This is a genomic window from Paenibacillus oryzisoli (assembly GCF_001653565.1).
Classification (GTDB): Bacteria; Bacillota; Bacilli; order Paenibacillales; family NBRC-103111; genus Paenibacillus_E; species Paenibacillus_E oryzisoli.
This window is the reverse complement of the sequence record NZ_LYPB01000071.1, coordinates 21,314-44,424: the sequence shown is the minus strand read 5'-3', so window position 1 is coordinate 44,424 and position 23,111 is coordinate 21,314. Positions and strand designations below refer to the sequence as shown.

The 23,111-nt window shown below is 44.5% G+C and carries 22 protein-coding genes and 1 tRNA gene; 4 read left to right on the top strand and 19 right to left on the bottom strand.

What is annotated here, in order from left to right:
- The 10 genes from hemC to lonB all read right to left on the bottom strand — a co-directional run bounded on the left by hemC (position 1) and on the right by lonB (position 11,304).
- Positions 1 to 945, bottom strand: a complete 945-nt coding sequence (gene hemC / locus A8708_RS16780; RefSeq protein ID WP_068665434.1) for a hydroxymethylbilane synthase — start codon at positions 943 to 945, stop codon at positions 1 to 3.
- 13 nt (positions 946 to 958) lie between these two features.
- Positions 959 to 1,663 carry a precorrin-2 dehydrogenase/sirohydrochlorin ferrochelatase family protein gene (locus tag A8708_RS16775; protein WP_204787570.1) on the bottom strand — a complete coding sequence of 235 codons (705 nt, stop codon included), beginning with the start codon at positions 1,661 to 1,663 and terminating at the stop codon, positions 959 to 961.
- A 29-nt stretch (positions 1,664 to 1,692) separates the two neighbouring features.
- Positions 1,693 to 2,523 (bottom strand): cytochrome C assembly family protein, encoded by an 831-nt coding sequence (locus A8708_RS16770; RefSeq protein WP_068665430.1) that lies wholly within the window; start codon positions 2,521 to 2,523, stop codon positions 1,693 to 1,695.
- 32 nt (positions 2,524 to 2,555) lie between these two features.
- Complete coding sequence (hemA, locus tag A8708_RS16765) at positions 2,556 to 3,959, bottom strand: glutamyl-tRNA reductase (RefSeq protein ID WP_068665428.1); 1,404 nt, start codon at positions 3,957 to 3,959, stop codon at positions 2,556 to 2,558.
- Positions 3,960 to 4,112: 153 nt separating this feature from the next.
- Complete coding sequence (locus tag A8708_RS16760) at positions 4,113 to 4,649, bottom strand: hypothetical protein (RefSeq protein ID WP_068665426.1); 537 nt, start codon at positions 4,647 to 4,649, stop codon at positions 4,113 to 4,115.
- A 120-nt stretch (positions 4,650 to 4,769) separates the two neighbouring features.
- Positions 4,770 to 5,177, bottom strand: coding sequence for an adenosylmethionine decarboxylase (gene speD, locus A8708_RS16755; RefSeq protein ID WP_056610310.1), 408 nt, complete (start codon positions 5,175 to 5,177; stop codon positions 4,770 to 4,772).
- Between the two features lie 306 nt (positions 5,178 to 5,483).
- Positions 5,484 to 6,071 carry a non-ribosomal peptide synthetase module gene (locus A8708_RS16750; RefSeq protein ID WP_068665424.1) on the bottom strand — a complete coding sequence of 196 codons (588 nt, stop codon included), beginning with the start codon at positions 6,069 to 6,071 and terminating at the stop codon, positions 5,484 to 5,486.
- A gap of 243 nt (positions 6,072 to 6,314) precedes the next feature.
- Positions 6,315 to 6,965 carry a ribosome biogenesis GTP-binding protein YihA/YsxC gene (yihA, locus tag A8708_RS16745; RefSeq protein WP_068665423.1) on the bottom strand — a complete coding sequence of 217 codons (651 nt, stop codon included), beginning with the start codon at positions 6,963 to 6,965 and terminating at the stop codon, positions 6,315 to 6,317.
- A 17-nt stretch (positions 6,966 to 6,982) separates the two neighbouring features.
- Positions 6,983 to 9,334, bottom strand: a complete 2,352-nt coding sequence (lon, locus tag A8708_RS16740; protein ID WP_068665421.1) for an endopeptidase La — start codon at positions 9,332 to 9,334, stop codon at positions 6,983 to 6,985.
- Between the two features lie 251 nt (positions 9,335 to 9,585).
- Positions 9,586 to 11,304: an ATP-dependent protease LonB gene (gene lonB, locus A8708_RS16735; RefSeq protein WP_068665419.1), complete on the bottom strand. Its 1,719-nt coding sequence runs from the start codon at positions 11,302 to 11,304 to the stop codon at positions 9,586 to 9,588.
- A gap of 193 nt (positions 11,305 to 11,497) precedes the next feature.
- On the opposite strand from lonB, the gene A8708_RS16730 reads away from it, so the two are divergent.
- A complete protein-coding gene (locus A8708_RS16730; RefSeq protein WP_167355898.1) occupies positions 11,498 to 12,178 on the top strand; it encodes an N-acetylmuramoyl-L-alanine amidase family protein in 681 nt (226 codons plus the stop codon).
- Between the two features lie 5 nt (positions 12,179 to 12,183).
- Here A8708_RS16730 and A8708_RS16725 read toward each other — a convergent pair whose 3' ends face one another.
- From A8708_RS16725 to A8708_RS16700, 6 genes are all read right to left on the bottom strand, one after another.
- Positions 12,184 to 12,987 carry a divergent polysaccharide deacetylase family protein gene (locus tag A8708_RS16725; RefSeq protein ID WP_068665417.1) on the bottom strand — a complete coding sequence of 268 codons (804 nt, stop codon included), beginning with the start codon at positions 12,985 to 12,987 and terminating at the stop codon, positions 12,184 to 12,186.
- Between the two features lie 281 nt (positions 12,988 to 13,268).
- Positions 13,269 to 14,369 (bottom strand): flavodoxin-dependent (E)-4-hydroxy-3-methylbut-2-enyl-diphosphate synthase, encoded by a 1,101-nt coding sequence (gene ispG / locus A8708_RS16720; RefSeq protein ID WP_068665415.1) that lies wholly within the window; start codon positions 14,367 to 14,369, stop codon positions 13,269 to 13,271.
- A 97-nt stretch (positions 14,370 to 14,466) separates the two neighbouring features.
- A complete protein-coding gene (gene clpX, locus A8708_RS16715; protein WP_068665413.1) occupies positions 14,467 to 15,735 on the bottom strand; it encodes an ATP-dependent protease ATP-binding subunit ClpX in 1,269 nt (422 codons plus the stop codon).
- A 12-nt stretch (positions 15,736 to 15,747) separates the two neighbouring features.
- Positions 15,748 to 16,338: an ATP-dependent Clp endopeptidase proteolytic subunit ClpP gene (gene clpP, locus A8708_RS16710; protein ID WP_068665411.1), complete on the bottom strand. Its 591-nt coding sequence runs from the start codon at positions 16,336 to 16,338 to the stop codon at positions 15,748 to 15,750.
- 204 nt (positions 16,339 to 16,542) lie between these two features.
- Positions 16,543 to 17,844: a trigger factor gene (tig, locus tag A8708_RS16705; protein WP_068665409.1), complete on the bottom strand. Its 1,302-nt coding sequence runs from the start codon at positions 17,842 to 17,844 to the stop codon at positions 16,543 to 16,545.
- A gap of 122 nt (positions 17,845 to 17,966) precedes the next feature.
- Positions 17,967 to 18,878, bottom strand: a complete 912-nt coding sequence (locus A8708_RS16700; protein WP_068665407.1) for a hypothetical protein — start codon at positions 18,876 to 18,878, stop codon at positions 17,967 to 17,969.
- A 162-nt stretch (positions 18,879 to 19,040) separates the two neighbouring features.
- Between A8708_RS16700 and A8708_RS16695 the strand changes: the two genes are divergently transcribed.
- Positions 19,041 to 19,114: transfer RNA gene (locus A8708_RS16695), tRNA-Arg, on the top strand.
- A 208-nt stretch (positions 19,115 to 19,322) separates the two neighbouring features.
- Positions 19,323 to 20,177, top strand: a complete 855-nt coding sequence (locus A8708_RS16690; protein ID WP_068665405.1) for a methyl-accepting chemotaxis protein — start codon at positions 19,323 to 19,325, stop codon at positions 20,175 to 20,177.
- 94 nt (positions 20,178 to 20,271) lie between these two features.
- On the opposite strand, the gene A8708_RS36850 is transcribed toward A8708_RS16690, so the two are convergent.
- The 3 genes from A8708_RS36850 to A8708_RS16685 all read right to left on the bottom strand — a co-directional run bounded on the left by A8708_RS36850 (position 20,272) and on the right by A8708_RS16685 (position 21,094).
- A complete protein-coding gene (locus tag A8708_RS36850) occupies positions 20,272 to 20,403 on the bottom strand; it encodes a hypothetical protein (RefSeq protein ID WP_268796183.1) in 132 nt (43 codons plus the stop codon).
- A 165-nt stretch (positions 20,404 to 20,568) separates the two neighbouring features.
- Complete coding sequence (locus A8708_RS34895; protein ID WP_082595252.1) at positions 20,569 to 20,682, bottom strand: DUF4023 family protein; 114 nt, start codon at positions 20,680 to 20,682, stop codon at positions 20,569 to 20,571.
- A gap of 46 nt (positions 20,683 to 20,728) precedes the next feature.
- Positions 20,729 to 21,094 (bottom strand): hypothetical protein, encoded by a 366-nt coding sequence (locus A8708_RS16685; protein WP_420848567.1) that lies wholly within the window; start codon positions 21,092 to 21,094, stop codon positions 20,729 to 20,731.
- Positions 21,095 to 21,262: 168 nt separating this feature from the next.
- Here A8708_RS16685 and asnB point away from each other — a divergent pair, with 168 nt between their 5' ends.
- On the top strand, positions 21,263 to 23,107 hold the full coding sequence (gene asnB, locus A8708_RS16680) for an asparagine synthase (glutamine-hydrolyzing) (RefSeq protein ID WP_068665401.1): 1,845 nt from the start codon (positions 21,263 to 21,265) through the stop codon (positions 23,105 to 23,107).
- The last annotated feature ends 4 nt before the right edge of the window (positions 23,108 to 23,111 follow it).

Sequence of the window (23,111 nt, the reverse complement as noted above, 5' to 3'; positions counted from 1 at the left end):
TCACTCCCTCACCTCAGCTAAAATCTTCTCGGCTCCTTGTGCGATGAGCATATCCGCAACGAGAGAACCCAGCGCTTCCGGATCGTTCCCGGAAGCCGTTTCCTTCAGCATGGTCACGCCATCAGGCGTCCCTACCATGCCCGTGAGGGTCAGCAGCGGGGCTTCGTCCCCGCTGCCGTTCTCGACGCTCGCGTAAGCGCCGAGCGGCACCTGGCAGCCTCCGTTGAGTCTGCCGAGGAAAGCCCGCTCCGCTCGCACAGCGAGCGCCGTTGGTTCATGCTGGAACTTGCCCAGCAAGTCCAGCACGAAAGCGTCGTTGCCGCGGCACTCGATGCACAGCGCTCCTTGCCCTACGGCAGGGAGGCATAGCTCGGGCGGCAAGTAGCTACTAATGCGATCTTGCCAGCCGATCCGGTGCAGACCGGCAGCGGCAAGCATAATCGCATCGAAGTTCTCTTCTTCGAGCTTGCGCAGCCTCGAATCAATATTGCCCCGGATCGACTCGATCCGGAGGTCCGGGCGGTGATGCTGCAGCTGGCTAGCACGGCGCAGCGAGCTTGTGCCGACGAGCGCGCCCTGCGGCAGCTCGTCCAGCGATCCAGCCCCGCGCGTGATCAGCGCATCGCGCGGATCTTCGCGCTTCGGGATCGCGCCTACAATAAGGCCTTCCGGAAGCTCGAACGGCATGTCTTTCATGCTATGAACGGCAATGTCAATCTCCCCGTCTGTCAGCGCTTGTTCGATTTCCTTCACGAACAAGCCTTTGCCACCGACTTTGGATAACGTGACGTCCAGAATACGATCGCCTTTGGTTACAATTTTCTTAATTTCAAATTGACATTCGATGCCATGTTCAGAAGCAAGCTGCTTCAAGAGTTCAACTGCTTGTCCTGTTTGCGTCAGTGCCAAGGCACTCTGTCTTGTCCCTACAATAATCGTTCTCATACGTCTCCGCCTCCTATACGTGCTGCCTAATCTCACTGATGAAAGACCAAGAAGGCAGTTCACTCTCTCCCTGCTCTTGCGTTTGCATCCAAACGGTATTATGTAATGCCGTAGTAAACTGCTGTTTCCAAGTTTCAAAGGTTCCCTCACGAATGTAACTCATGAGATCCCAGGCCAGCATTTCTTTAAATAATCGTTGTCGAGCTTCTTTATCTGTCACACGACTCTGAATCAACAGGCGGGTATCGGTAAGAAAATCCAAATAAATTTCATACTCATCACCATAAGCATTGTCGAGCTCCTTGGCAATTTTGCGAGCCGCTGAAGGACTTGCTCCTCCTGTAGACACTGTAATCACCAGCTTACCCCGGCGCACAACAGAAGGTAAAATAAAGGAACTAAGCTCAGGTTGATCCACAATATTGACGAGGCACCCAAAGCTATTCGCATCCCGTGCGATCTGCTTATTCACTTGTGCATCATTCGTTGCTGCAATGACTAATGTAAAGCGTCTCTCGCTATCAGCTTTCCAAAGTGACGGGTGATAAGATTGCCTGTGTACGATCACATTCGGTTGAAGAGCAAGCTCTCGTATACCCGTCGTGAAATCTGGACTGACTATAGTTACGATGGACCCAGCTTGCAACAACGAGCGCAGCTTCCGTTCAGCAATACGCCCACCGCCGATTATCAGGCACTTGCTATTCGCTAAATTCATCATAATGGGATACGGATACTGCCAGCTCATTAACTCCATATCCACCCATGAAAATCAGATACAAGGTTGGAAACAACGAAATTCAATACGACGATGCAGAAAGCTGCAAGGTTCCATACCGCTAGCCTATTCCCTGAAATCCGCATGGATTTATGTTGAAATAAATAAAACGAGTATGCTGCCAATACGAAGAAAGAATTAATTACTTTGGGATCGTAAAGCAGATTCCGATTTCCTTCAAGCACGACCCATACCACACCAAGACTTAAAGCCATGAGAAGCAACGGCCCTCCGATAATGACCGACAAATACGTATAGTGTTCAATTTTCTCAAGTGACGGCAGTCTCATAACCGCTTGAGAGAAATTTTTACTTTTTAACCTTGCATGTAGAAATATGTACATCCCTGAAAAAATAGCAGCAATTGAAAACGCGGCATAACTGCCAATCGCAAGCGAAATATGAATGAATAATAGCTCATCATTAATGTCCCAATTGGACTTGATCGGCACGACATTCGGATTTCCAAATATATTCAGTGCAAGGATTGCAAAACCAAGTACATTTACAAAAAATACGAACAATTCAATTCGGAAGAAACGGTTGATGACCAACGATATCGTGACAATCAGCCATGAAAACATAAAAAGAACGTCAGATCGAACGAAAGCCCATTCTGTCAAATGACCATATAAACTGATAGCCAAGTAAGCAGTTTGCAAAACCCATACAAACAAAAGCAGCCCCGTCCCCATCCGTTTCGCACTCCGGTTCGCATTGGCGAAATCCGAAAAGTAAAACAGTAGGCTCAGGGCATACATATAAATCATCGCATCAAACAACCAGCTACGTGTAACCATGGCACCTCTCCTAGGCGGTTAGCGCCTTATTATCAAGATGGGGCTAGAATATCCGCGTTCTGCAAACCACGAACAGACAACTTCTCATCCATTGTTTGTTTGCTTTCCACTTTGTTGAAGTGAGACTCTAGCTCTTGTGCTATTTGATCTGCCTGTTCTTGTTGTTTAAGCGTATCTTCTAATGCGAATAGCTTCGTGAAAATTTCCAATGCTTCGTCACCATGGCGCTCTCCGGCCATTTCTTTGATTCTTAGAATCGGATCACGCAACACTTGATTCACAATACTCTTCGTTAATTTGCGTATTACTTTAATTTCACGCTCATCCAGATCAGTCAGCTTATTCAGCATGTTCTCCATGGTTTCTTCGTGAATTTGATTCGCTTTCGTTTGCAGGGCACTAATCAGCGGACTGACACCAAGTGTCTTCGTCCATTGATCAAAAGCATTGATCTCCGACGTGATCATGATTTCAATCTTAGCCGCTTCTTTCTTCCTCTCCTGCAAATGCTTATCCACAATATGTTCCAAATCATCAATATCGTAAAGAAACACATTCGGCAAACCGCTAATCTCTGGATCCAGATCCCGAGGAACCGCGATATCCATCATAAAGAGCGGGCGAGATTTTCTCTTTTGCACATACGTTTGAATGTCCTTCTTCGTCAGAACGTATCCAGGAGCTCCTGTCGAGCTAATGATAATATCAACCTCAGGTAAATATTCCGGCATTTCTTCTAGCGTACAAGCCACACCGCTCCATTTGCCAGCTAACTCCATAGCTCTTTCCAACGTGCGATTCACAACGATAACTTTGTTGGCACCATTTGCATATAGATGCTTCACGGTCAACTCGCTCATCTTGCCCGCACCAATAATCATAATCGTCTTGTTCACATAGCTTCCGAAAATCCGTTTACCGAGTTCTACGGCTGCGTAGCTGATGGAGACAGGGTTATTACTAATGCCCGTTTCCGAATGTGCTTTCTTAGCAAGTGTGATCGCTTGTTTAAACAACGTGTTGAAATAAGAACCTGTTGCTTTCAATTGTTGAGACGCTAAAAAAGCATCTCTCACTTGTCCGAGAATCTGGGTTTCCCCGATGACCATCGAATCAAGTCCAGTTGTTACGTGGAACAAATGGTCGATTGCCTTTTCATTCTCATAATTATATAAATGCTTCTGGAACTGATCCTTCGTCACATGAAACCAACGCTCAAGAAAATGCGTCAAGTAATGACTGCACAGCTGAGGACGATCCACGACGGCATAAATTTCGGTGCGATTGCAGGTGGCAACAATGACACATTCCAAGATGCTTTTCGTTTCTTTCAGTTCCGCAATTGCCTTCGGTAAATCTTGATCTGAGAAAGCAAACTTCTCACGAATTTCTACAGGGGCTGTCCGATAATTCAAACCTACTGCGATAATATGCATGGGTACCACCTGCCTTTCCTTCTATTTAGAATCATTATAGCACAGCAAATCAGACATTCCGACAAAATATTTGAATAAATTATGAATGCTTGGGTTCTGATCGTTAGTTTTAACAGCTCTGTGCTCCTCTATACCTCTTAGGAAGAGAATCCCTTATTGCAGCCCTTTTTTTCTTAAAAAGGAAGTCAATTCCCGATCTAATTTCGACAGTTCGGTGTTCTGCGATGAAATGATATCGCCGTTCGAAGCCATCATTTTCGCATAGACTTCATACATCTCTCCAAATTGCTTCTGGGCTTCCTTCAATGTCACTGTCTCATCTGCTTTCAAAGCTCTGGCTCCACCAAGCTGCAACCGCTGTATGTATTGGGTTAATTGGTTCATGAAGCTAAGGGAGTCCAACTCCTCTTTACCCCCTGCTGCCAAAATCAGCCGCTCATGCGTGTATTCCGCTGAGTATAGCGCTCTCCTCACGGGATCGAGCTCATTGGTACTCTTACTCTGCAAGGCTTCTTCTAAAGAGCTCTTCAATATTTCCATTTGGAACAAGGATACTTGGAACAGCAAATGTGTGGCATCGTGGTCTTCCTTCTGATGGCCTAACATTTGGACGAGTTGATACACAGGCCAAATGATTAAGAAGAGAACAACGACGTACAGCACCGTTTTTCGGATTAGCTTTTGTTTCAAAGTTCTTCCCCCACTCCAATTGAATTGGACATGTATCACCAATATCATTGTATGGGGGTCTGAACAAACAAATAACCACGGATTTCTCCGTGGTCATCGTTATCATTAATGTGCAGAATTTTATTTAACAAGCTCTGCTTGCTTTATTTCAGGAGTTTCTACTTGTAGTTCACCCATTCCGCGAACAAGTTTCTTCGCATAGAACGTTTCTGGTTTTAGAACGGATACCATAAAGTCGATTGCTAATTGAGGGTCGACTGTCTCACCACAAGTATAACAATCAAGTGCGGCAAAACCTCTCTCAGGATAAGTATGAATGGAGAGATGACTCTCGGACAACATTACGAGAACTGTTGCTCCTTGTGGTTCAAATTGCTTGGATTGTACAGATAAAACAGTTGCTCCACATACCTCGGCAGCTTCGACCATCTGAGCTTGCAGCCATTCTGCATTGTTCAGAAGTTCAAAATCTACCCCCCAAGTATCAACAGCAACGTGTCTTCCGAAAGTTGAGTATTCTGTTTCCATCTTTCGGTTCCCCCTTCCTAGGAATAAAATGTGTGTAAAAATTTCATCCGCTAGGACCTACGTCATTCACTTCCCGAGGGTATAATCTCTCGCAACATTCAATGTCCTGAGTGAATCCTGGTTCCTATATTGTTTCAACGAGAATAAAAATAACATCTATCGACGAGAAATGCAATAGTTTTTTTTGTTAAAGGCCAACTGTCACATCGACGCCATATCTAAATTATGTTGCAAGGCCATTGCATGTGCCTGAAAACAAAGAGAGACCCAAAAATGGGTCTCCATAAATACAGCATGTATGGGTGATTATGCCTCCAATACGAACAAACGATGTGTCAGTTCATTGAGGCGAATGTCGATCTGTTGGTGTTCATCCCTAGCCTGCAGCATGTTTCGCATGTCAAGAAGATGATTGATTTGATCGTAGATCATTTCGATCTCTTGCTCAACTTCCTTCTTCTGGAACATCATCTGCATAAGACCAATGGTATCTTTGTGTTCATAGACAATTGTTAAAAGTTGACCTTTGATTTCCTCGATCTTCACAACGGTTCCGCGTTCATAATAATAAACCATGGTGTAGCTTGGATAAATCCGATTGACTTTCGCGCTGCCTTTGAATTCCGATACTGCTTTACGCATTAAATTAGCTAATAAGGTATTACTTAATCTGCAGGATCCTGTGCATTCATATAGGCCCGATTTCTTCTCAAATGAAAGGACGATTTCTTGACCTTCGCCATCTTGGAAAACAACTTCTTGATTCCCGTTTTCCAAAACTTTGACTTGCAGTGTCACGCCATGGTCAACAAACATTTGAAAAAACTTCAACATATCGGCTTCTGTTAACTGGAGGCAGGTTTTGACATATTCAGTCGCTAACCTTTGTGCCATAAAAATCCCTCGATTCTTTGTTTTCAAGCCATTAACTATTACCTTGCTTATTATTATACTACAAGCGTCCTTAATATTCCTGCCAGCAAATCATGATAATCAGCCAAATATTCTGAAAAATCCTTGATAAACTGGAATGCCGTTTAATTTCCCCCAGTTTACCTCACTTTCCCGCATACTTCTTTTTGATTTCCTCTATCTTTGAACTGTATGCTGGGCGATACGCAAAAAACCGTCCTGCGATTAGGACGGTTGCGGATCGGTTACAGCGCTAGTTAGAACTTCTTCGGTTTGAGGGTCCGGCTCGCCGTAAGCAATCGCTTGCTCTAGAATTCCCCACAGTTCATCTTTGCCGAGACCTAGCTCAGAAGAGAACATGAGCGGTTGAACTCCTTTATCCATCCCTAGTGTTTCACGTACAATCTTCAAATGTTTCGGCCATTTGCTCTTAGGAATCTTGTCCGCTTTGGTCGCAACAACAAGAACAGGTACATCCATGTGGCGAAGCCATTCATACATCGCCTGATCATCTTTGGAAGGCGGATGTCTCAAATCAACTAGCTGCATCACAAGGCGCAATGGCTCACGATTCAATAAATAGCTCTCAATAAATTTACCCCATTGCTCGCGCTTGGTTTTGGAAACCTTCGCATAGCCGTATCCAGGAAGATCAACAAAATATAAGTCCTGATTCACTTTATAATAGTTAAGCGTTTGAGTTTTGCCCGGTTGGGAACTGGTTCTAGCTAAGTTTTTGCGAGAAATCAGACAGTTGATGAGTGACGATTTTCCCACATTCGAACGCCCTGCCAAAGCAATCTCTGGCAAGGCATCCTCTGGATATTGGCTAGGTCCAACCGCGCTGATAATAAATTCAGCATGATTGACTTTCATGAATGATCAACTACTTTCTAAGTCGATCCGACGTTAGCCGTCGGCTTATTTGTGATAAGCGCATGTTCCAGCACTTGATCCATGTGGCTGACAGGGATGAACGTCATCTCTGTGCGAACACTTTCCGGTATTTCGATAATATCTTTCTCGTTATCTTGAGGTAAAAGGATGGTGCGAATCCCTGCACGATGTGCCGCTAACGCCTTTTCTTTCAAGCCGCCAATTGGTAGTACGCGGCCGCGAAGTGTAACCTCTCCAGTCATCGCAACCAAGCGTGAAACCGGTATATTCGTCAAGGCAGAGATTAATGCAGTAGCCATTGTAATCCCAGCAGATGGACCATCCTTCGGAATAGCACCTTCAGGGATGTGAATGTGTACATCATTCTTCTCGTGGAAATCCGGGGCAATCCCCAGGACTTCAGCGCGCGAACGCGTATAACTGAATGCTGCTTGCGCAGATTCCTTCATCACATCACCAAGCTTACCCGTCAAGGTTAACTTGCCAGTACCAGGCAATACAGATACCTCGATGACGAGTGTATCTCCTCCGACTTCCGTCCAAGCTAGACCTGTCACAGCACCGATCTGATCCTTCTCTTCGGCAACATTATATTTAAACTTAACGGGACCTAAATAATCAGTTAAGTTATCAACCGTTACATGAACAGGAGTCTCTGGGTCCGAGACAATCTTCTTCGCTGCTTTACGGTTCATGCCTGCCACTTGCTGTTCAAGATTACGAACGCCTGCTTCTCTCGTATATTCCCGCACGATCTTCATCAGTGCAGCCTCATCCACGACAAGTTGCTCTTCTTCAAGGCCGTGATCACGTTTCTGCTTAGGAAGTAAATATTTCTTGGCAATTTGGAGCTTCTCAATCTCCGTATAACCTGGAATATATAGAACCTCCATCCGATCTAACAGAGGACGAGGAATATTATGCACGGCATTCGCCGTGGTCACAAACATCACGTTGGACAAATCAAAGGGTACCTCAATGAAATGATCACTAAAAGTGCTATTTTGTTCCGGATCCAATACTTCAAGTAATGCTGAGGCCGGATCTCCACGGAAATCCATCGCCATCTTGTCAATTTCATCTAATAAGAAAACAGGATTGTTCGCGCCGGCGTTCTTCATCCCTTGAATGATTCGTCCTGGCATCGCGCCAACGTAAGTACGACGATGACCTCGGATTTCAGCTTCATCTCTCACGCCGCCTAACGAAATACGGATGAACTGTCTTCCCATCGATCGAGCTATAGAGCGCGCAATTGACGTTTTACCAACCCCAGGAGGGCCAACTAAACAAAGAATCGGACCCTTGAGCTTCTTGACTAGCTTCTGTACGGCTAAGTACTCCAGCACGCGCTCTTTCGGCTTCTCAAGACCAAAGTGATCCTCGTTCAGTATCTCTTCCGCCTTATCTAAATCCAAATCATCTTCGGTCTGTTTGTGCCAAGGTAGACCTAGCAACCAATCGATATAATTGCGAATGATGCCGCCTTCTGCTGAAGTTGCAGGCATTTTCTCCAATCGATCAATTTCTTTCTCAACCTTCTCGCGGACTTTATCCGGAAGCTCGGCTTCCGTAAGCTGGTTACGCAACTCGTCAACTTCACCAGCACGGCCTTCTTTGTCCCCAAGCTCTTTCTGAATAGCCTTCATTTGCTCACGGAGGTAGTATTCCTTCTGCGTTTTCTCCATTTGCTTCTTGACGCGCTGACTGATTTTGCGTTCGAGTTCAAGTACTTCCCGCTCGTTATTCAAAATATTAAGCATTTTCTCGAGCCGTTCACGAACCTCAACGGTCTCGAGAATATCTTGTTTATCTTTGATTTTAAGCGATAAATGACTGCAAATCACATCTGCCAATCGGCCAGGCTCATCAATATCAGATACCGCGGCTAATGTTTCAGGCGTCACTTTCTTAGAAAGATTGATGTAATGCTCGAACTGACTAAGTACGCTTCTCATCAGAGCATCAATCTCAGGATCTGAAATTTCTTGTTCAGGCAATTCTTTTACAGTGACCTCATAATATTCGTCATTCGTCAAGTACTCTACGATTTCAGCACGTAAAACACCTTCAACTAGAACACGAATCGTACCATTCGGTAATTTGAGCATTTGTCGCACTTTCGCAATAGTTCCGATGCGATAAATGTCCTCTTTCGTTGGTTCTTCTATGTTGATCTCTGATTGAGAGCAGAGGAGAATCATGCTGTCATCTACCATCGCCCGCTCGAGTGCTTTCACCGATTTTTCTCGTCCTACATCCAAGTGTAGAACCATGCTCGGATAGACCAGCAGTCCCCTAAGTGGCAATAACGGCAATCTGCGCACTTTCATTTTTCCAGGCCCCATCCTCTGCACCTCCAATAATAGGGATCCTTGAACCTCGGTTCAAAGTCTCACCTTGAAATAAAAAATAATAATAAGTTTCACATGATAAGTCGGCTTTATTGTAGATAAACGCACCTGTCCAAGGGAAGGTGTAGCCGTTTGTTTCATCTATGTGGAATTTTCTCCCTACGTTGCCTTTACATTTTAACAAAACTCTAAACAAAACACCAATTGAGGCCTAACGCACCATGTAAGGTAGCAAAAAGCCTCCCTTAAGAGTCAATTGTATGCTGTGAATTGGCATGTAGAATCGGTAACGTTGTCGTTGGAATCGTTCTTTCCATTGTGAAAGGTAATGGCATCACATGCTCATGTATCTCTATGCCCAGAGCCGCCGCAAGTACTTCTTCAATCGTTTCCGCCGCCACAACTTCAACGCCAGGTAGATCAACAAACAAAGCTTGCCAATTCTCCTTTGGAATAATGACACGAGTAGCGCCTGCCTGGAATGCTGCTTCTACTTTAGAAACAACACCGCCCACAGGCTTCACTTTCCCATGTATGCTCATCTCTCCCGTCATGGCTAATTTGTTATCTACAGGTATTTTATGTATGGCTGAGGCAATCGCAGTAGCCATCGAAATACCTGCGGATGGTCCATCAATCGGCACACCACCAGGGAAATTGATATGCAAATCATAATCCGACGTATTAAAACCAAGCTTGCGCAGCACGGTTAATACATTTTCAACAGAGCCTCTAGCCATGCTTTTACGACGAATGGTTCGGGATCCCCCACCCATTTCCTCCTCATCAACAACACCTGTAATATTGAATTTTCCTGTTCCCGCAATCGCAGTTGGAATCGCCGAAACTTCAATCTCTAATAGCGTGCCCAAATTAGGTCCATAAACCGCCAAACCATTAACGAAGCCAATTTGTGGTTGAGGTGGCACTTTGCGCTCTGGTCTAGGCGGAATTTGAGATGAATTCACGACCCACTCAATATCTGCTGCCGTGATCGAATCTCGTTTATCGGTTAGAGCAATACCTGCGGCTAATTGAATCACATTGACAGCTTCACGGCCATTTGTTGCATATTTCGTAACAACCTCTATCGCATCTTCACATTTTTTGAAACCAATTTTATCTAGCGCTTTTCTTGCAATTTCGCCGACTTCACCAGGCAAAAGTGGTCGGAAGAAAATCTCCAGACAGCGTGAACGAATCGCCGGAGGGATTTCACTCGGCGTGCGCGTTGTCGCTCCAACCAAACGGAAATCTGCCGGTAGCCCATTCTGAAATATATCATGAATATACCCTGGAATATTCGCATCCTCAGAGCTGTAATAGGCACTCTCTAAGAACACCTTACGGTCTTCTAACACCTTTAATAATTTGTTCATTTGCGTTGCGTGCAATTCACCAATTTCGTCGATGAACAAGATTCCCCCATGCGCCTTCGTTACAGCGCCAGGTTTCGGCTGCGGAATCCCTGCAACGCCCATTGCACCTGCGCCTTGATAAATGGGATCATGAACGGATCCAATCAAGGGATCAGCAATACCACGCTCGTCAAAACGAGCTGTTGTCGCATCTATCTCCGTAAATTTGGAATCCGGTCGAAATGGAGATTCTTGATTTTTCTTCGCTTCTTCTAAAATGACGCGCGCTGCAGCCGTTTTACCGACGCCTGGCGGACCGTATATGAGCACATGCTGCGGATTCGGGCCACAGAGCGCCGCTTTCAGCGCCTTCAACCCTTCGATTTGGCCAACAATATCTTGCACAGAAGAAGGTCTCGTTTTCTCTGACAGAGGTTTGGTTAACGAAATGGATCTCAATTTGCGCAATTTCTCCAGTTCTTTCCTAGACTCTCTATCTACTGCAGACTTGTTCGTCTGTTGATTTCGCAGTAAATTCCAGAAATACAACCCGATTACAACTGCAAAAAACACTTGAATGACCATTAGTATGATACTTAAACTCATGTGTTGAACCTCCTTGAACACGTCATCTTCGATTAGATACGTTATATGTTAGCCTATCTGCACCTGCTAATTTCCATTATTCCCGTGTAAAAGAAGGTTAATCCAATCCATGCAAACTTTTGCATCGCGTATGATAGCCCCCTTGCGGAAGAAGGATAAGGAGAGTTATTCTTCTAAAAGGATGTGGCGGGATTTGAAGAAATACTTGTTGATTATTCTACTTGCGCTATTTCTTTGCGTGCCTAATTCACAGTTAGCTTCGGCTGCTCGTTCTGATCCCCTTCTTCCTACCGCGGACATCATTCTTGACGTAGGACATGGCGGAATCGACAGCGGGACTATGGTTGGCAAGTATGAAGAAAAAGATATGAATCTAGCTATCGCCAAGAAAACATATAAATCACTTGTTAAAAAAGGGTATCGCGTCATTATAAACCGTACCGAGGACTATGCATTGAGCGATGACAATACGTGGTCATACGGAAGCAGACATCGCAAAGATCTCGCTCAGCGATCTGGCCTCGCCAATACCATTAAACCGAGCATGATGCTAAGTTTGCATATCAATTGGTCCAAAAAATCGAACACACGCGGACCGCTTGTCATTTATCAAAATCAATCTGACAGCATTCTGTTAGCAAGCCTTTTGCAAGATGCGTTAAACCAAGTTTATGGTACGGAAGAACTTCCTGTACTTGGTAAGAAATATCATGTACTCAAGTACACCAAATGTCCTTCCGTCATTGTTGAACTTGGATTTCTATCTAACAAATCAGATCGCAAACTCCTCAATGAGAGTCATCATCAAGCCAAGCTTGCCAAAGCCATTACGCAAGCGGTTGAACAATATTTCGCCATGACACAATCGAAATAATTAATCTATTTGACCATTTGGGAAATAGGAACAAACGTTGCTTCCTTCTGAATACTTGGAATGGCTTCATGGATGACATGAGCAGTCTTCTTACCTGGTGGCCCTACGTGGCCAATAGCAATCACTTCATCCTTGTCGTGTATTAATTTTCTAAGCTTAACCATTTGATTATTAATATGACTGTAGGTATACAGATCATCGAAGAATAATAAATTCTCGGCATGCGGAACGCCACGTGAATCCGCAATTTTACCGATTAAGCTTTTCGGCGTGGTTCGACTATCCAAGAGTATCAGATTTCGCTCTTTGCAAATCTCGATAAGAATCTTCATGACTCTTTCGTCCGCGGTTGCCTTAGAACCCATATGATTATTAATACCAATGGCATAAGGAACATCGTCAATCGCTGCAACGATCCGTTTGTGTATTTCTTCGTTGGACAAATCCGTTGTGATCGCTCCTGGACCCAGCCAGCTCTTCTTCCCTCTCACAGGCTCCATGGGAAGGTGTAGAATGACCTCGAGACCCCTGTCATGAGCTAATTGCGCATCTTGCTTCGTGGAAGGCAAGAAAGGCATGACAGCCACGGTAAACGGAATGGGCAGCTTCAGCATTTCCGCTGTCCCCTCCATGTTATTGCCGAAATCGTCAATGACGATGGCTACTTTCTTTGTAATCGCTCCTGTCGGCTGCTGCGGGATAATATTGGGCTCAGCATGTATAACTCCTGGACTCGCTATCAAGACAGCCCCCGTGAGTAGGGTAAACGCCATCTGTCGACATAAGGCATACGTTGGAAATAACTTCATCCTTTTCTCCTCCTACTAGGTTTCATCAGAAAGTCTTACTACAATTGAGCATGCTTTCCAGTTTTACTCATTATGCTTCACTTCCTAGCCAAATATGCGTTTAGGCGTGGACATGCAAAATAAACGGATACGCCGTCCTTTGAAGGACAGGAGCGTTTATCTAGAAATTCATCATAATTAGTAAGTAAAACTTATAAATTCTGATATTTCAAAAAAAAACCGTTAAAGAATCCTTATCGAGTTCTTTAACGGTTTGTTATTTCGTTTCTTATGAGATCTACTTAGTGCTGCTTGCGCCCAGGGATAACCCCAGTTTGTTCGTAGGAGGCTACAATAATATCAATTTCTTTTTTCAATTCAGCAAGCAATTCAGCCTCAGGCACTTTACGAATCATTTCTCCGTAACGGAACAACATCCCTTCACCACGAGCACCTGCGATGCCAATATCCGCTTCTCTCGCTTCACCAGGCCCGTTCACGGCACAACCCAATACAGACACCTTAATCGGCACTTTGATTTTGGCAATATAGTCTTCAACCTCATTAGCGATGGAGAATAAGTCAATATCCAAACGACCACATGTAGGGCAGGAAACCAGCGTCGCGGCATTCGTAATTAACCCAAACGTCTTGAGAAGTTCTCTAGCAACTTTAATCTCTTCAACAGGATCAGCACTTAAGGAAATACGCAGCGTGTTGCCGATACCCATGTTAAGCAAAGTCCCGATACCTGCCGCGCTTTTCACAGCACCTGTAAAGAGTGTACCTGCCTCCGTAATCCCAAGATGGAGTGGATAATTAAACGCCTTCGCAGCCTGAGAATACGCCGCAATCGCCATAGGGACATCAGAAGCCTTCAAAGAAACGATGATATCTTGGAAATCGAGCTCTTCCAATATATTAATGTGGAACAAGGCGCTTTCTACCATCGCTTCAGGCGTCGGATAGCCATACTTTTCAAGAAGATGATTCTCTAGGGAGCCTGCATTAACACCGATACGAATCGGAATGCCGCGCTCTTTGCATGCCTTCACGACGGCTTCGACTTTCTCACGGCGACCGATATTACCCGGATTAATACGAACTTTATCAATCCCATTCTCGATTGCAGCTAGTGCCAAACGATGATCAAAATGAATATCAGACACCAACGGAATATGAATTTGCTTCTTAATTTCCTTGATTGCTTCAGCAGCTTCTTTATTGTTGACCGTTACACGAACAAGCTGACAACCTGCTTCTTCAAGACGAAGAATCTCAGCAACCGTCGCTTTGACATCAGCTGTTTTGGTTGTACACATGCTTTGCATGATGACTTCATTACTGCCGCCGATCGTTAAATCGCCTACCCGAACGGCTCTGGTATCTCGTCTATGGAACATTTTGGTTTCTCTCCCCATGACACCAAACATCCTCCGCTCCAATTCCCAGAAATGGAAATCGGATTGGAGGCTGTCTGTTCATTTATATAAGATTAGGTTATGCACTTTCTTCCTTCTTCTTACCAGACGGCTGTGCGCCTTCTTTGCTTGTCAGAACCGGCGTAATCTTGTTCTGCACCGTTTCTTTGGAAACGACACAAGAAGATACGTCCGTTCTCGAAGGAACTTCAAACATCACATCAAGCATAATGCTTTCAATGATGGCTCTTAGACCACGAGCACCGGTATTCCGTTTAATCGCTTCTTTGGCAATCGCATCCAGTGCTTCTGCATCAAATTCAAGCGAAACGTTATCCATCTCGAGCATCTTCTGGTATTGTTTCACGAGTGCATTCTTGGGCTCGGAAAGAATACGCACAAGCGCTGCTTCATCAAGCGGCTCTAGTGTTGAAATAACCGGTAAACGGCCTACGAATTCCGGAATTAAACCGAATCTCAATAGATCCTCAGGAAGGACCATGGATAGGTATTCACCTGGTTTCAAATCAACTTTCATACCGTCAGTGCTAAAGCCGATTACTTTTTTGCCGATTCTGCGTTTGATAATTTGCTCTAACCCGTCAAATGCACCACCGCAAATAAATAGAATATTTGTCGTGTCGATTTGGATGAATTCTTGGTGCGGATGCTTACGACCACCTTGTGGAGGTACGGAAGCTACTGTGCCTTCAAGAATTTTGAGAAGAGCTTGTTGTACACCTTCACCGGAAACATCGCGTGTAATGGATGGGTTCTCGGATTTACGTGCAACTTTATCAATCTCATCGATATAGATAATGCCGCGCTCTGCTTTCTCAACATCGTAATCAGCCGCTTGGATCAGTTTGAGCAAGATGTTTTCAACATCTTCCCCTACGTAACCAGCTTCTGTCAACGAAGTTGCATCAGCAATTGCAAATGGCACATTCAAGATTTTAGCAAGTGTTTGCGCAAGAAGTGTTTTACCACTACCTGTAGGCCCTAGAAGGACGATATTACTTTTTTGAAGCTCAACATCTTCAAGCTTGTTCTGAGAGTTGATCCTTTTGTAGTGGTTATATACCGCAACAGCCAATGATTTTTTCGCTTGTTCTTGACCAATAACGTACTGATCCAAAATATTGCGAATTTCCTTTGGTTTCGGAACATCTTTCAGATCAAGTTCTTCTTCATGCCCTAATTCTTCTTCCACAATCTCCGTGCAAAGCTCTATGCATTCATCACAAATGTAAACTCCCGGTCCGGCAACAAGTTTGCGAACTTGGTCCTGGGATTTTCCACAAAAGGAACATTTGAGTTGGCCTTTTTCATCGTTAAATTTAAACATGGGATCACTCCTTTATTTCAAGTCGTTTCGAGTGATAACCTCGTCGATTAACCCGTATGCCTTCGCTTCTTCAGCGCTCATAAAGTTATCTCGGTCGGTGTCTCTTTCGATCTTTTCAAGCGGCTGTCCCGTTCGGTCCACGTAAATCTGGTTGAGTTTATGCTTGGTCTTGATAATCCAATCCGCATGGATTTTGATATCCGTTGCTTGACCCCTAACACCGCCGAGCGGTTGGTGAATCATTACTTCTGCATTCGGCAGCGCGTATCGCTTGCCTTTGGCCCCTGCTGTCAACAGCAAAGAACCCATACTTGCGGCCATACCTACACAAATCGTAGATACATCCGGTTTAATAAACTGCATGGTATCGAAGATACCCATTCCAGCCGTAACAGACCCACCAGGTGAGTTGATATATAGGTGAATATCTTTTTCAGGGTCCTGGGCGGATAAAAAGAGCAGCTGGGCAATGACCAAATTAGCCACATCGTCATCAATAGCTGTCCCGATGAAGATTATGCGGTCCTTAAGTAAACGCGAGTAGATATCGTAGGAACGCTCCCCACGAGCCTCTTGTTCTACAACCATAGGAATAAGACTCATTGTACCAACTCCTTTTGCGACTAGCGCCATGTTCTCTCAATTGCTTATACTGAGATTCATTTACAGTTTAACACGATTGGGCAACAATGTCATTTTTCTGAAATCAGCTATGTAAGCGGTAATACGTATGTACTAAAGCTTTTAGACGTAAATTAGGGTAAAAGAAAGGCACGTTGCTTGCGTACGTGCCTTTACTTACCTTATTTACACGGCTGCGGAAACATGCTTGCTATTTTGAAGCAAGAAATCAACCGTTTTTCTGATAACTAGATCATTGCTAAGACCTTCAAGAGATCCGTTGGAAGCAAACAGCTCACGAAGCTCAGCTGTTGTTTTTTGGTAAGAAGGTGCATACTTCTCAAGTTCCGCGTCAACTTCTTCGTCGGAAACTGTGATTTTTTCTGCAGCTGCGATAGCTTCAAGAACAAGGTTATTACGAACACGCTTCTCAGCATCTTCTTTCATTTGTTCTTTCAATGCGCTCTCGTTTTGACCGGAGAACTGGTAGTAAATCTCAAGCGTCATGCCTTGGGAGCGAAGACGTCTTTCGAATTCTTTTACCATGATATCAAGCTCAGCTTCTACCATCGCACCTGGAATTTCAACATCTGCGTTAGCAGCAGCTTTCTCAACAACTGCAGTTTCAAGTGCAGCTTCGGAATCTTTCTCTTTGCGCTCTTGCAAACGTTTTTGAAGCTCTTCTTTGTACTCTACAAGAGTATCGAACTCACTTACGTCTTTAGCAAACTCATCATCAAGCTCAGGCAAGTTTTTGCGTTTGATATCGTGAAGTTTCACTTTAAACAGCGCTGCTTTGCCTTTCAGATCTTCGGAGTGGTAGTTCTCAGGGAAGCTGACGTTAACGTCTTTCTCTTCGTCCTTACCAAGTCCGATAAGTTGCTCTTCGAAGCCTGGGATGAAGGAATTGGATCCAAGCTCAAGGGAATACTTCTCCGCTTTACCGCCTTCGAATGGCACTTCATCAACGAATCCTTCGAAATCGATGATAACGACATCGCCGTTAGCAGCTTGTCCTTCTTCAAGAACAACCAATTCAGCATGACGTTGTTGCAAACGTGCAAGCTCTTCATTCAATTCATCTTCTGAAACTGTAGCGTCAACTGCTTCAACTTCGATACCTTTGTAGTCGCCAAGCGTTACTTCAGGCTTCACAGTTACTTTTGCTTTGAATTTCATAACTTGACCTTTACCAAATTGTTCAACGTCTACTTCAGGGCGATCAACAGGCTCGATTTTGACCTCTTCAATCGCTTCTACGTAAACTGCTGGTAAGATGATATCAATAGCATCTTGGTACAAGCTCTCAACGCCGAATTTAGCTTCAAAGATGGAACGTGGCACTTTCCCTTTACGGAATCCTGGAACATTCACTTTCGCTGATACCTTTTTAAATGCTTTATCCAAAGCATCTGCTACACGTTCTGCCCCAACTTCAACTTCAAGAACGCCAACGTTCTTCTCTATTTTTTCCCAACTTGCTTTCATTTTATGCCTTCCCCTCCAAAAATGTACCATGACATATATTTTTCACGTTAAGCTCATTATAACCATTCTATTATACCATATAACATTTTCATTTCAAGCGAGCATTGTTCAGAGCTTTGTTCTTAACTTGGATCTGGGCTAAATTGCTTTACAAATGCGGTCAGCACATTGTGTGCACGTTTCCACTGAAGTGTCATCGCATCTACGATACCATAAGTCTCTAGCAGTTCTTCACGATCAACCGTACCGAACAATTTGTCTTGCAAAATCGCATGGAGCGCAGAGGCCCACACGTCTACAGCGCTTTCTTCTGTCCTTAGCAGCTCTGTGTAAATCGAGGTACCGTAAGCATAGGCTAGAAACTCCTGCCAAGTCTGCGTTGCAAAATAAACGAAGTCCGGTTGGCTTATTTCACTAATGTCCCCGACTCTACGAATCATATCACGAATTCGTAATGGAAAATCTTCCGCCGTAAGCGGCGTCTCATCGATTTCTACGAGAACGGTTCGGCCATTCTTAGGGAACTCAATGAAACCGTGCTCTCCCATTTGCTTAAGCGTTTGAAGAGCTTTGAATTGAAGATGAGGGTGTCTTGGTCTTTCGCATAGCCATGTCTTTACGAACTGACTAACCTCTGTTTGCTCGATAAAAGCAAGTTGTTCCAGTGCGCTTACTTGTTCTTCAAGCGAACCTTCCTGCAGCATGGTTTGAAGCCTCATTACAAATGCACCGTTATCCGAAGCTGATTTCTCATGAATATATTGGCGCAATAGATCCGATTCTTCCTCCGAGTCCTCTTCATCAACCACGGATGGTGAGAACATCGTTTCGGGAAACATGGTGAGCAGCCAATGACGTAAAGCTTCCCATTGATCAGATTTATTCGCATCGACATTATGAAATTGCAGCAAGTAGGTAAGGATCTCTAGCGCTTCTTTATACTGTTCGGATTGCAAGAGCTTCGTTAACTCGTCTTCATAGAACTTCTCTGTTTTAGGAAAAAGGATGACATTATCCAAAGTAGGATCTGACATAGGGATCACCTCCGTTCGTGGTCTCGCTTGTGCCAGTTTACTCTATCATCTCAGGGATTGCAAAAATAATTAAAAAATGAAGTTGACTCGCATAATACGTTATGATATATTAACTCTTGCTTCGCCAAACGGATCACGTCCAAGCGGTAAGAAGTGTCATAGGTCTCAGTAGCTCAGCTGGATAGAGCACACGCCTTCTAAGCGTGCGGTCGGGGGTTCGAATCCCTCCTGGGACGTCATTTTAATAAGAAAAGGCCGCGCAAATGCGCGGCCTTTTCTTATTTGTAAACTTATAGCATGTTTAACATCGTTTGTTTAAAATCTGTTGTAATTCCGCCGCAAATTTTGTCGAACATCCTCGTTTTTTGAGATAAAATATGATATAGCAGGTGTTAACAACTCAGAATTAGCTAAGTTCCTTATAAACTTAGAGGAGAGAACCGGATGCAAGACACAACGAAACAACAATTAGAAATTTTGTCTTCTATACAAAGCCATCTCGCTATGATTATGTTTGACAAGAGCGGCTATGTAACATGGGCAAATTCACTCTTCACTTCAGCCATGGGTTATACGGTGGAAGAAATTATCGGCTTCCATCATAGCAAGTTTTGTTTGCCTGAATTCGCGTCCAGTTCAGCCTATGAGAAGCTCTGGAAAGATTTGCGGGAAGGCAAGGCCTTTCAAGATAAAATTATCCGGGTTGCTAATGGTGGAGAACGGCTTACATTAGAAGCAACCTACATACCAATCTATAGTGAAGGTCATGTGGATGCAATCATCAAGGTCGCTACAGATGTTACGAGTCGTGAAACCCTCCTACAACAGAGTACGGCCTATTTGAACGCTATGGTAGAGAAGATTACCGCGAACACTGACGAAGTATTAGAAGCTTCGAAAGTAATCGTTACGCATATGTCAGAGATGAGCAGAGAATCTTCTACAGTCGAGAAGCAAGTCAGAAGCATCCAATCCGTAACTACGATTGTCAAAGAAATCGCTTCTCAGTCTCATCTATTAGGCTTGAACGCCGCACTTGAAGCTGCTCGTGCCGGTGAGCTTGGACGAGGCTTTGAGGTGGTTGCCAATGAAATTAGGAAAATGGCAGGTTCCAGCAAACAATCCGCTGAAGACATCTCCGATCAGTTAACGAATATATCACATTCAGTATCATCGATGATTCAGAGCATTGAGGATATAACGAAACATATTTCCATCAACTCCAATGCTATTGAACAATTAAAGAAAGACTATGATCATATCGCTTCGACTACGGAACATTTGGCATCCTCTATTTAAACGATGTACATAACCCCAGCGTAACCAATCGCCGTCTGCATTAATGAAAAACACCCCGCTGCAAGTGCAGCAAGGGTGCTGAAAGTTAATTCATCTACACCGACGGCCGATTTGGCTGGTGATGCCCTGGCTCCGTTGAATCGAGATTCGATTGAATACGAGATGATTGCTTCGAGTGATCAATGGCACTTTGCGTTTTCTGCATCATACTTTTCTTCTTGCCCATGGTGAGCAACTCCTTCTATTTATAGAATGAACGCCATCTTAGTATGGTGGGTTTCCGTTCTAAGTATGCTGGTTATGCTTTCCTACGGCTCGGCATCACTAAACTGAAGAGCGCAACAAAGAGCCTGTAGGTTACCCTACAGGCTCTTGCTCATGCCAAACGACGTTAGTGCATCTTGTGAGGCAAATTCTTGCCTGTATGACCGTCACCTTGTGTCCTTTTATTCTTCTCGGCTTTCCTCTGCTTCTCATGCAGCTTGCTAATGAAATGACTATCCATAAGCACTCGCCTCCTGAATAAAGAATGGCATTGCTCTAATAGAATGTCACACAAGCTCAGTATTTAATCGCATAGCTAAATTAATTATGGCGCCTCTGAATTCAACATCGGTTTGTGCTTTTTCATATAAAGATTCAAACGTAGCACGATTTTGTATAAATTCCGGTTCTGATTTAATCGCCGTTTGCGTCCAATTAATCAATACATTCTCAGCTTGTATCAGTTCGTTGTAAGCACGGTGCAAGCCAACTTTCTCAATGACTTCTTCCATTTCAGCTTGACCCAATTCTACGCCATCTTGTTTGGCATTCTCAATTCGAATATCAGCTTGTGTGCTAATTTGCAAAAAGTGCTCTTTCGATGCTAAATAATCAACTTGAGCTCTTGAATATTTGATTCCCATTGTCATCACCTTCGTTTATATAATGGCAGTACTTGGATTGATTGTAACAGTCTTGTCAACAAAACACAAAAACCACGGTGCATCTTACTTTTGTCATGTTCTGGACAGACATTTAATACCTCCCATTCGCATACCCTTTATCATTATGTGCTCCTCAAAAGAAAGGAAGGAACGTCTATGTGCGGAATAACGGGTTGGATAGATTGGCGGAAAGACTTGACCGGGTACCCGTCCATTCTAGAAAATATGACGGAAACGCTCCAACTGCGCGGACCTGATGCATCTGGCACCTGGATTACACAGCATTGTGCCCTCGGACATCGACGTCTAAGTGTTATGGATCCGCAGAATGGCGCTCAGCCTATGGTCCGTAAACAAGGCGACTATACGTATACCATCGTATATAATGGCGAACTCTATAATGCCCCAGAGTTAAAAAAAGAGCTTGAGCTTCGCGGTCATCATTTTCGAACAACATGTGATACCGAAGTCCTCCTTGTAGCCTTTATCGAGTGGGGAAAAGCTTGTATTGACCGCTTAAACGGCATCTTTGCTTTCGCGGCTTGGAATGACCAAGAGCAGTCACTGACTCTCGTACGGGATAGACTTGGCGTTAAGCCTCTTTTTTATTCCCATCAGGATAGTGTGCTATTATTCGGGTCTGAGCCAAAAGCCATTCTAGCTCACCCAGATTTCAAAGCAGAAGTTGGTGCCGAAGGCTTTGCTGAAATATTCGCTGTCGGACCGGCTAGAACGCCTGGACATGGGATTTATCGCAACATGTCGGAGCTGAAGCCAGGTCAATTTGCCATTTTTGATCGGAACGGGCTATCCATTCGAACGTACTGGAAGCTCGAAAGCCATCCCCATCCCGATGATATTGCGGGTACGGCCGCGCAAGTACAGCAATTGCTTCGGGATACGGCAGAGCGCCAACTCGTCTCGGATGTTCCGATCTGTACGCTCCTCTCTGGCGGACTCGATTCTAGCGCACTTACTGCGCTCGCTGCTACGCATTACCAGGAAAGCGGGAAAGGACCGCTGCATACTTTCTCTGTGGACTACAAGGATAACGACAAACATTTTAAAGCAAACCTATTCCAACCGAACTCAGATGCCCCTTGGATTAAGAGGATGACGGAACATTTAGGCACGGAGCATCATTACATTGAATTTGATACACCAGAGCTTGTGGAATCCCTGAAGACAGCCGTAATAGCCCGCGATACACCGGGGATGGCCGATGTCGACGGGTCTCTCTATTTATTTTGCCGCGAAATCAAAAAAGAAGCTACAGTTGCTATCTCTGGTGAGGCTGCTGATGAAATATTCGGGGGTTACCCATGGTTCCACAATGCAGAAGCTCTAGAAGCGAACACGTTCCCGTGGTCACTCAAGTTAGCGAATCGGGTCGACCTGCTCGCCTCCGATTTCATCGATTGGATTAAGCCTGTCGAATATGTCAGCAATCGATACCAGCAAGCCTTAAGCGAGGTGCCTCGTTTAGCCGGGGAAACCAAGCAGCAGAATCGGATGCGAGAAATGTCCTATTTGAATATCACACGCTTCATGCCTACATTGCTTGATCGTAAAGACCGCATGAGTATGGCCGTGGGCCTCGAGGTACGCGTACCCTTCTGTGATCATCGATTGGTTGAATATGTGTGGAACATTCCTTGGGAAATTAAAACCTCTGGCGATCGGGAAAAAGGCATATTACGTCAAGCCTTACGAGGTGTACTGCCTGAAGATGTGCTGACGAGGAAGAAAAGTCCATATCCGAAAACCCACAACCCGAATTATTTGACTGCTGTGAGAAAATGGGTTTTGGAAATTCTAGATGATCCTTCGTCCCCTATCTTGCCTTTTATCGATGTGAAAAAGATTCGCGCACTCGCCAGCTCCGAGTCCAATGACTTCAACCTCCCTTGGTTCGGTCAGTTAATGACGGGGCCGCAGCTATTCGCTTACTTAGCTCAAGTGGATCTGTGGCTGCGCACTTATAAGATATCGATCCGCTAGATGA

What these genes read in the sequence shown, in the direction of transcription:
- ispG (WP_068665415.1), bottom strand. Translation starts at nt 14,369, where the DNA reads ATGTTCCATAGACGAGATACCAGAGCCGTTCGGGTAGGCGATTTAACG.
- hemC (WP_068665434.1), bottom strand. Translation starts at nt 945, where the DNA reads ATGAGAACGATTATTGTAGGGACAAGACAGAGTGCCTTGGCACTGACG.
- speD (WP_056610310.1), bottom strand. Translation starts at nt 5,177, where the DNA reads ATGGAAACAGAATACTCAACTTTCGGAAGACACGTTGCTGTTGATACT.
- lon (WP_068665421.1), bottom strand. Translation starts at nt 9,334, where the DNA reads ATGGGGCCTGGAAAAATGAAAGTGCGCAGATTGCCGTTATTGCCACTT.
- asnB (WP_068665401.1), top strand. Translation starts at nt 21,263, where the DNA reads ATGTGCGGAATAACGGGTTGGATAGATTGGCGGAAAGACTTGACCGGG.
- tig (WP_068665409.1), bottom strand. Translation starts at nt 17,844, where the DNA reads ATGAAAGCAAGTTGGGAAAAAATAGAGAAGAACGTTGGCGTTCTTGAA.
- A8708_RS34895 (WP_082595252.1), bottom strand. Translation starts at nt 20,682, where the DNA reads ATGGATAGTCATTTCATTAGCAAGCTGCATGAGAAGCAGAGGAAAGCC.
- A8708_RS16770 (WP_068665430.1), bottom strand. Translation starts at nt 2,523, where the DNA reads ATGGTTACACGTAGCTGGTTGTTTGATGCGATGATTTATATGTATGCC.
- yihA (WP_068665423.1), bottom strand. Translation starts at nt 6,965, where the DNA reads ATGAAAGTCAATCATGCTGAATTTATTATCAGCGCGGTTGGACCTAGC.
- A8708_RS16750 (WP_068665424.1), bottom strand. Translation starts at nt 6,071, where the DNA reads ATGGCACAAAGGTTAGCGACTGAATATGTCAAAACCTGCCTCCAGTTA.
- A8708_RS16725 (WP_068665417.1), bottom strand. Translation starts at nt 12,987, where the DNA reads ATGAAGTTATTTCCAACGTATGCCTTATGTCGACAGATGGCGTTTACC.
- A8708_RS16700 (WP_068665407.1), bottom strand. Translation starts at nt 18,878, where the DNA reads ATGTCAGATCCTACTTTGGATAATGTCATCCTTTTTCCTAAAACAGAG.
- A8708_RS16775 (WP_204787570.1), bottom strand. Translation starts at nt 1,663, where the DNA reads ATGAATTTAGCGAATAGCAAGTGCCTGATAATCGGCGGTGGGCGTATT.
- A8708_RS16690 (WP_068665405.1), top strand. Translation starts at nt 19,323, where the DNA reads ATGCAAGACACAACGAAACAACAATTAGAAATTTTGTCTTCTATACAA.
- A8708_RS36850 (WP_268796183.1), bottom strand. Translation starts at nt 20,403, where the DNA reads ATGGGCAAGAAGAAAAGTATGATGCAGAAAACGCAAAGTGCCATTGAT.
- clpP (WP_068665411.1), bottom strand. Translation starts at nt 16,338, where the DNA reads ATGAGTCTTATTCCTATGGTTGTAGAACAAGAGGCTCGTGGGGAGCGT.
- lonB (WP_068665419.1), bottom strand. Translation starts at nt 11,304, where the DNA reads ATGAGTTTAAGTATCATACTAATGGTCATTCAAGTGTTTTTTGCAGTT.
- clpX (WP_068665413.1), bottom strand. Translation starts at nt 15,735, where the DNA reads ATGTTTAAATTTAACGATGAAAAAGGCCAACTCAAATGTTCCTTTTGT.
- hemA (WP_068665428.1), bottom strand. Translation starts at nt 3,959, where the DNA reads ATGCATATTATCGCAGTAGGTTTGAATTATCGGACAGCCCCTGTAGAA.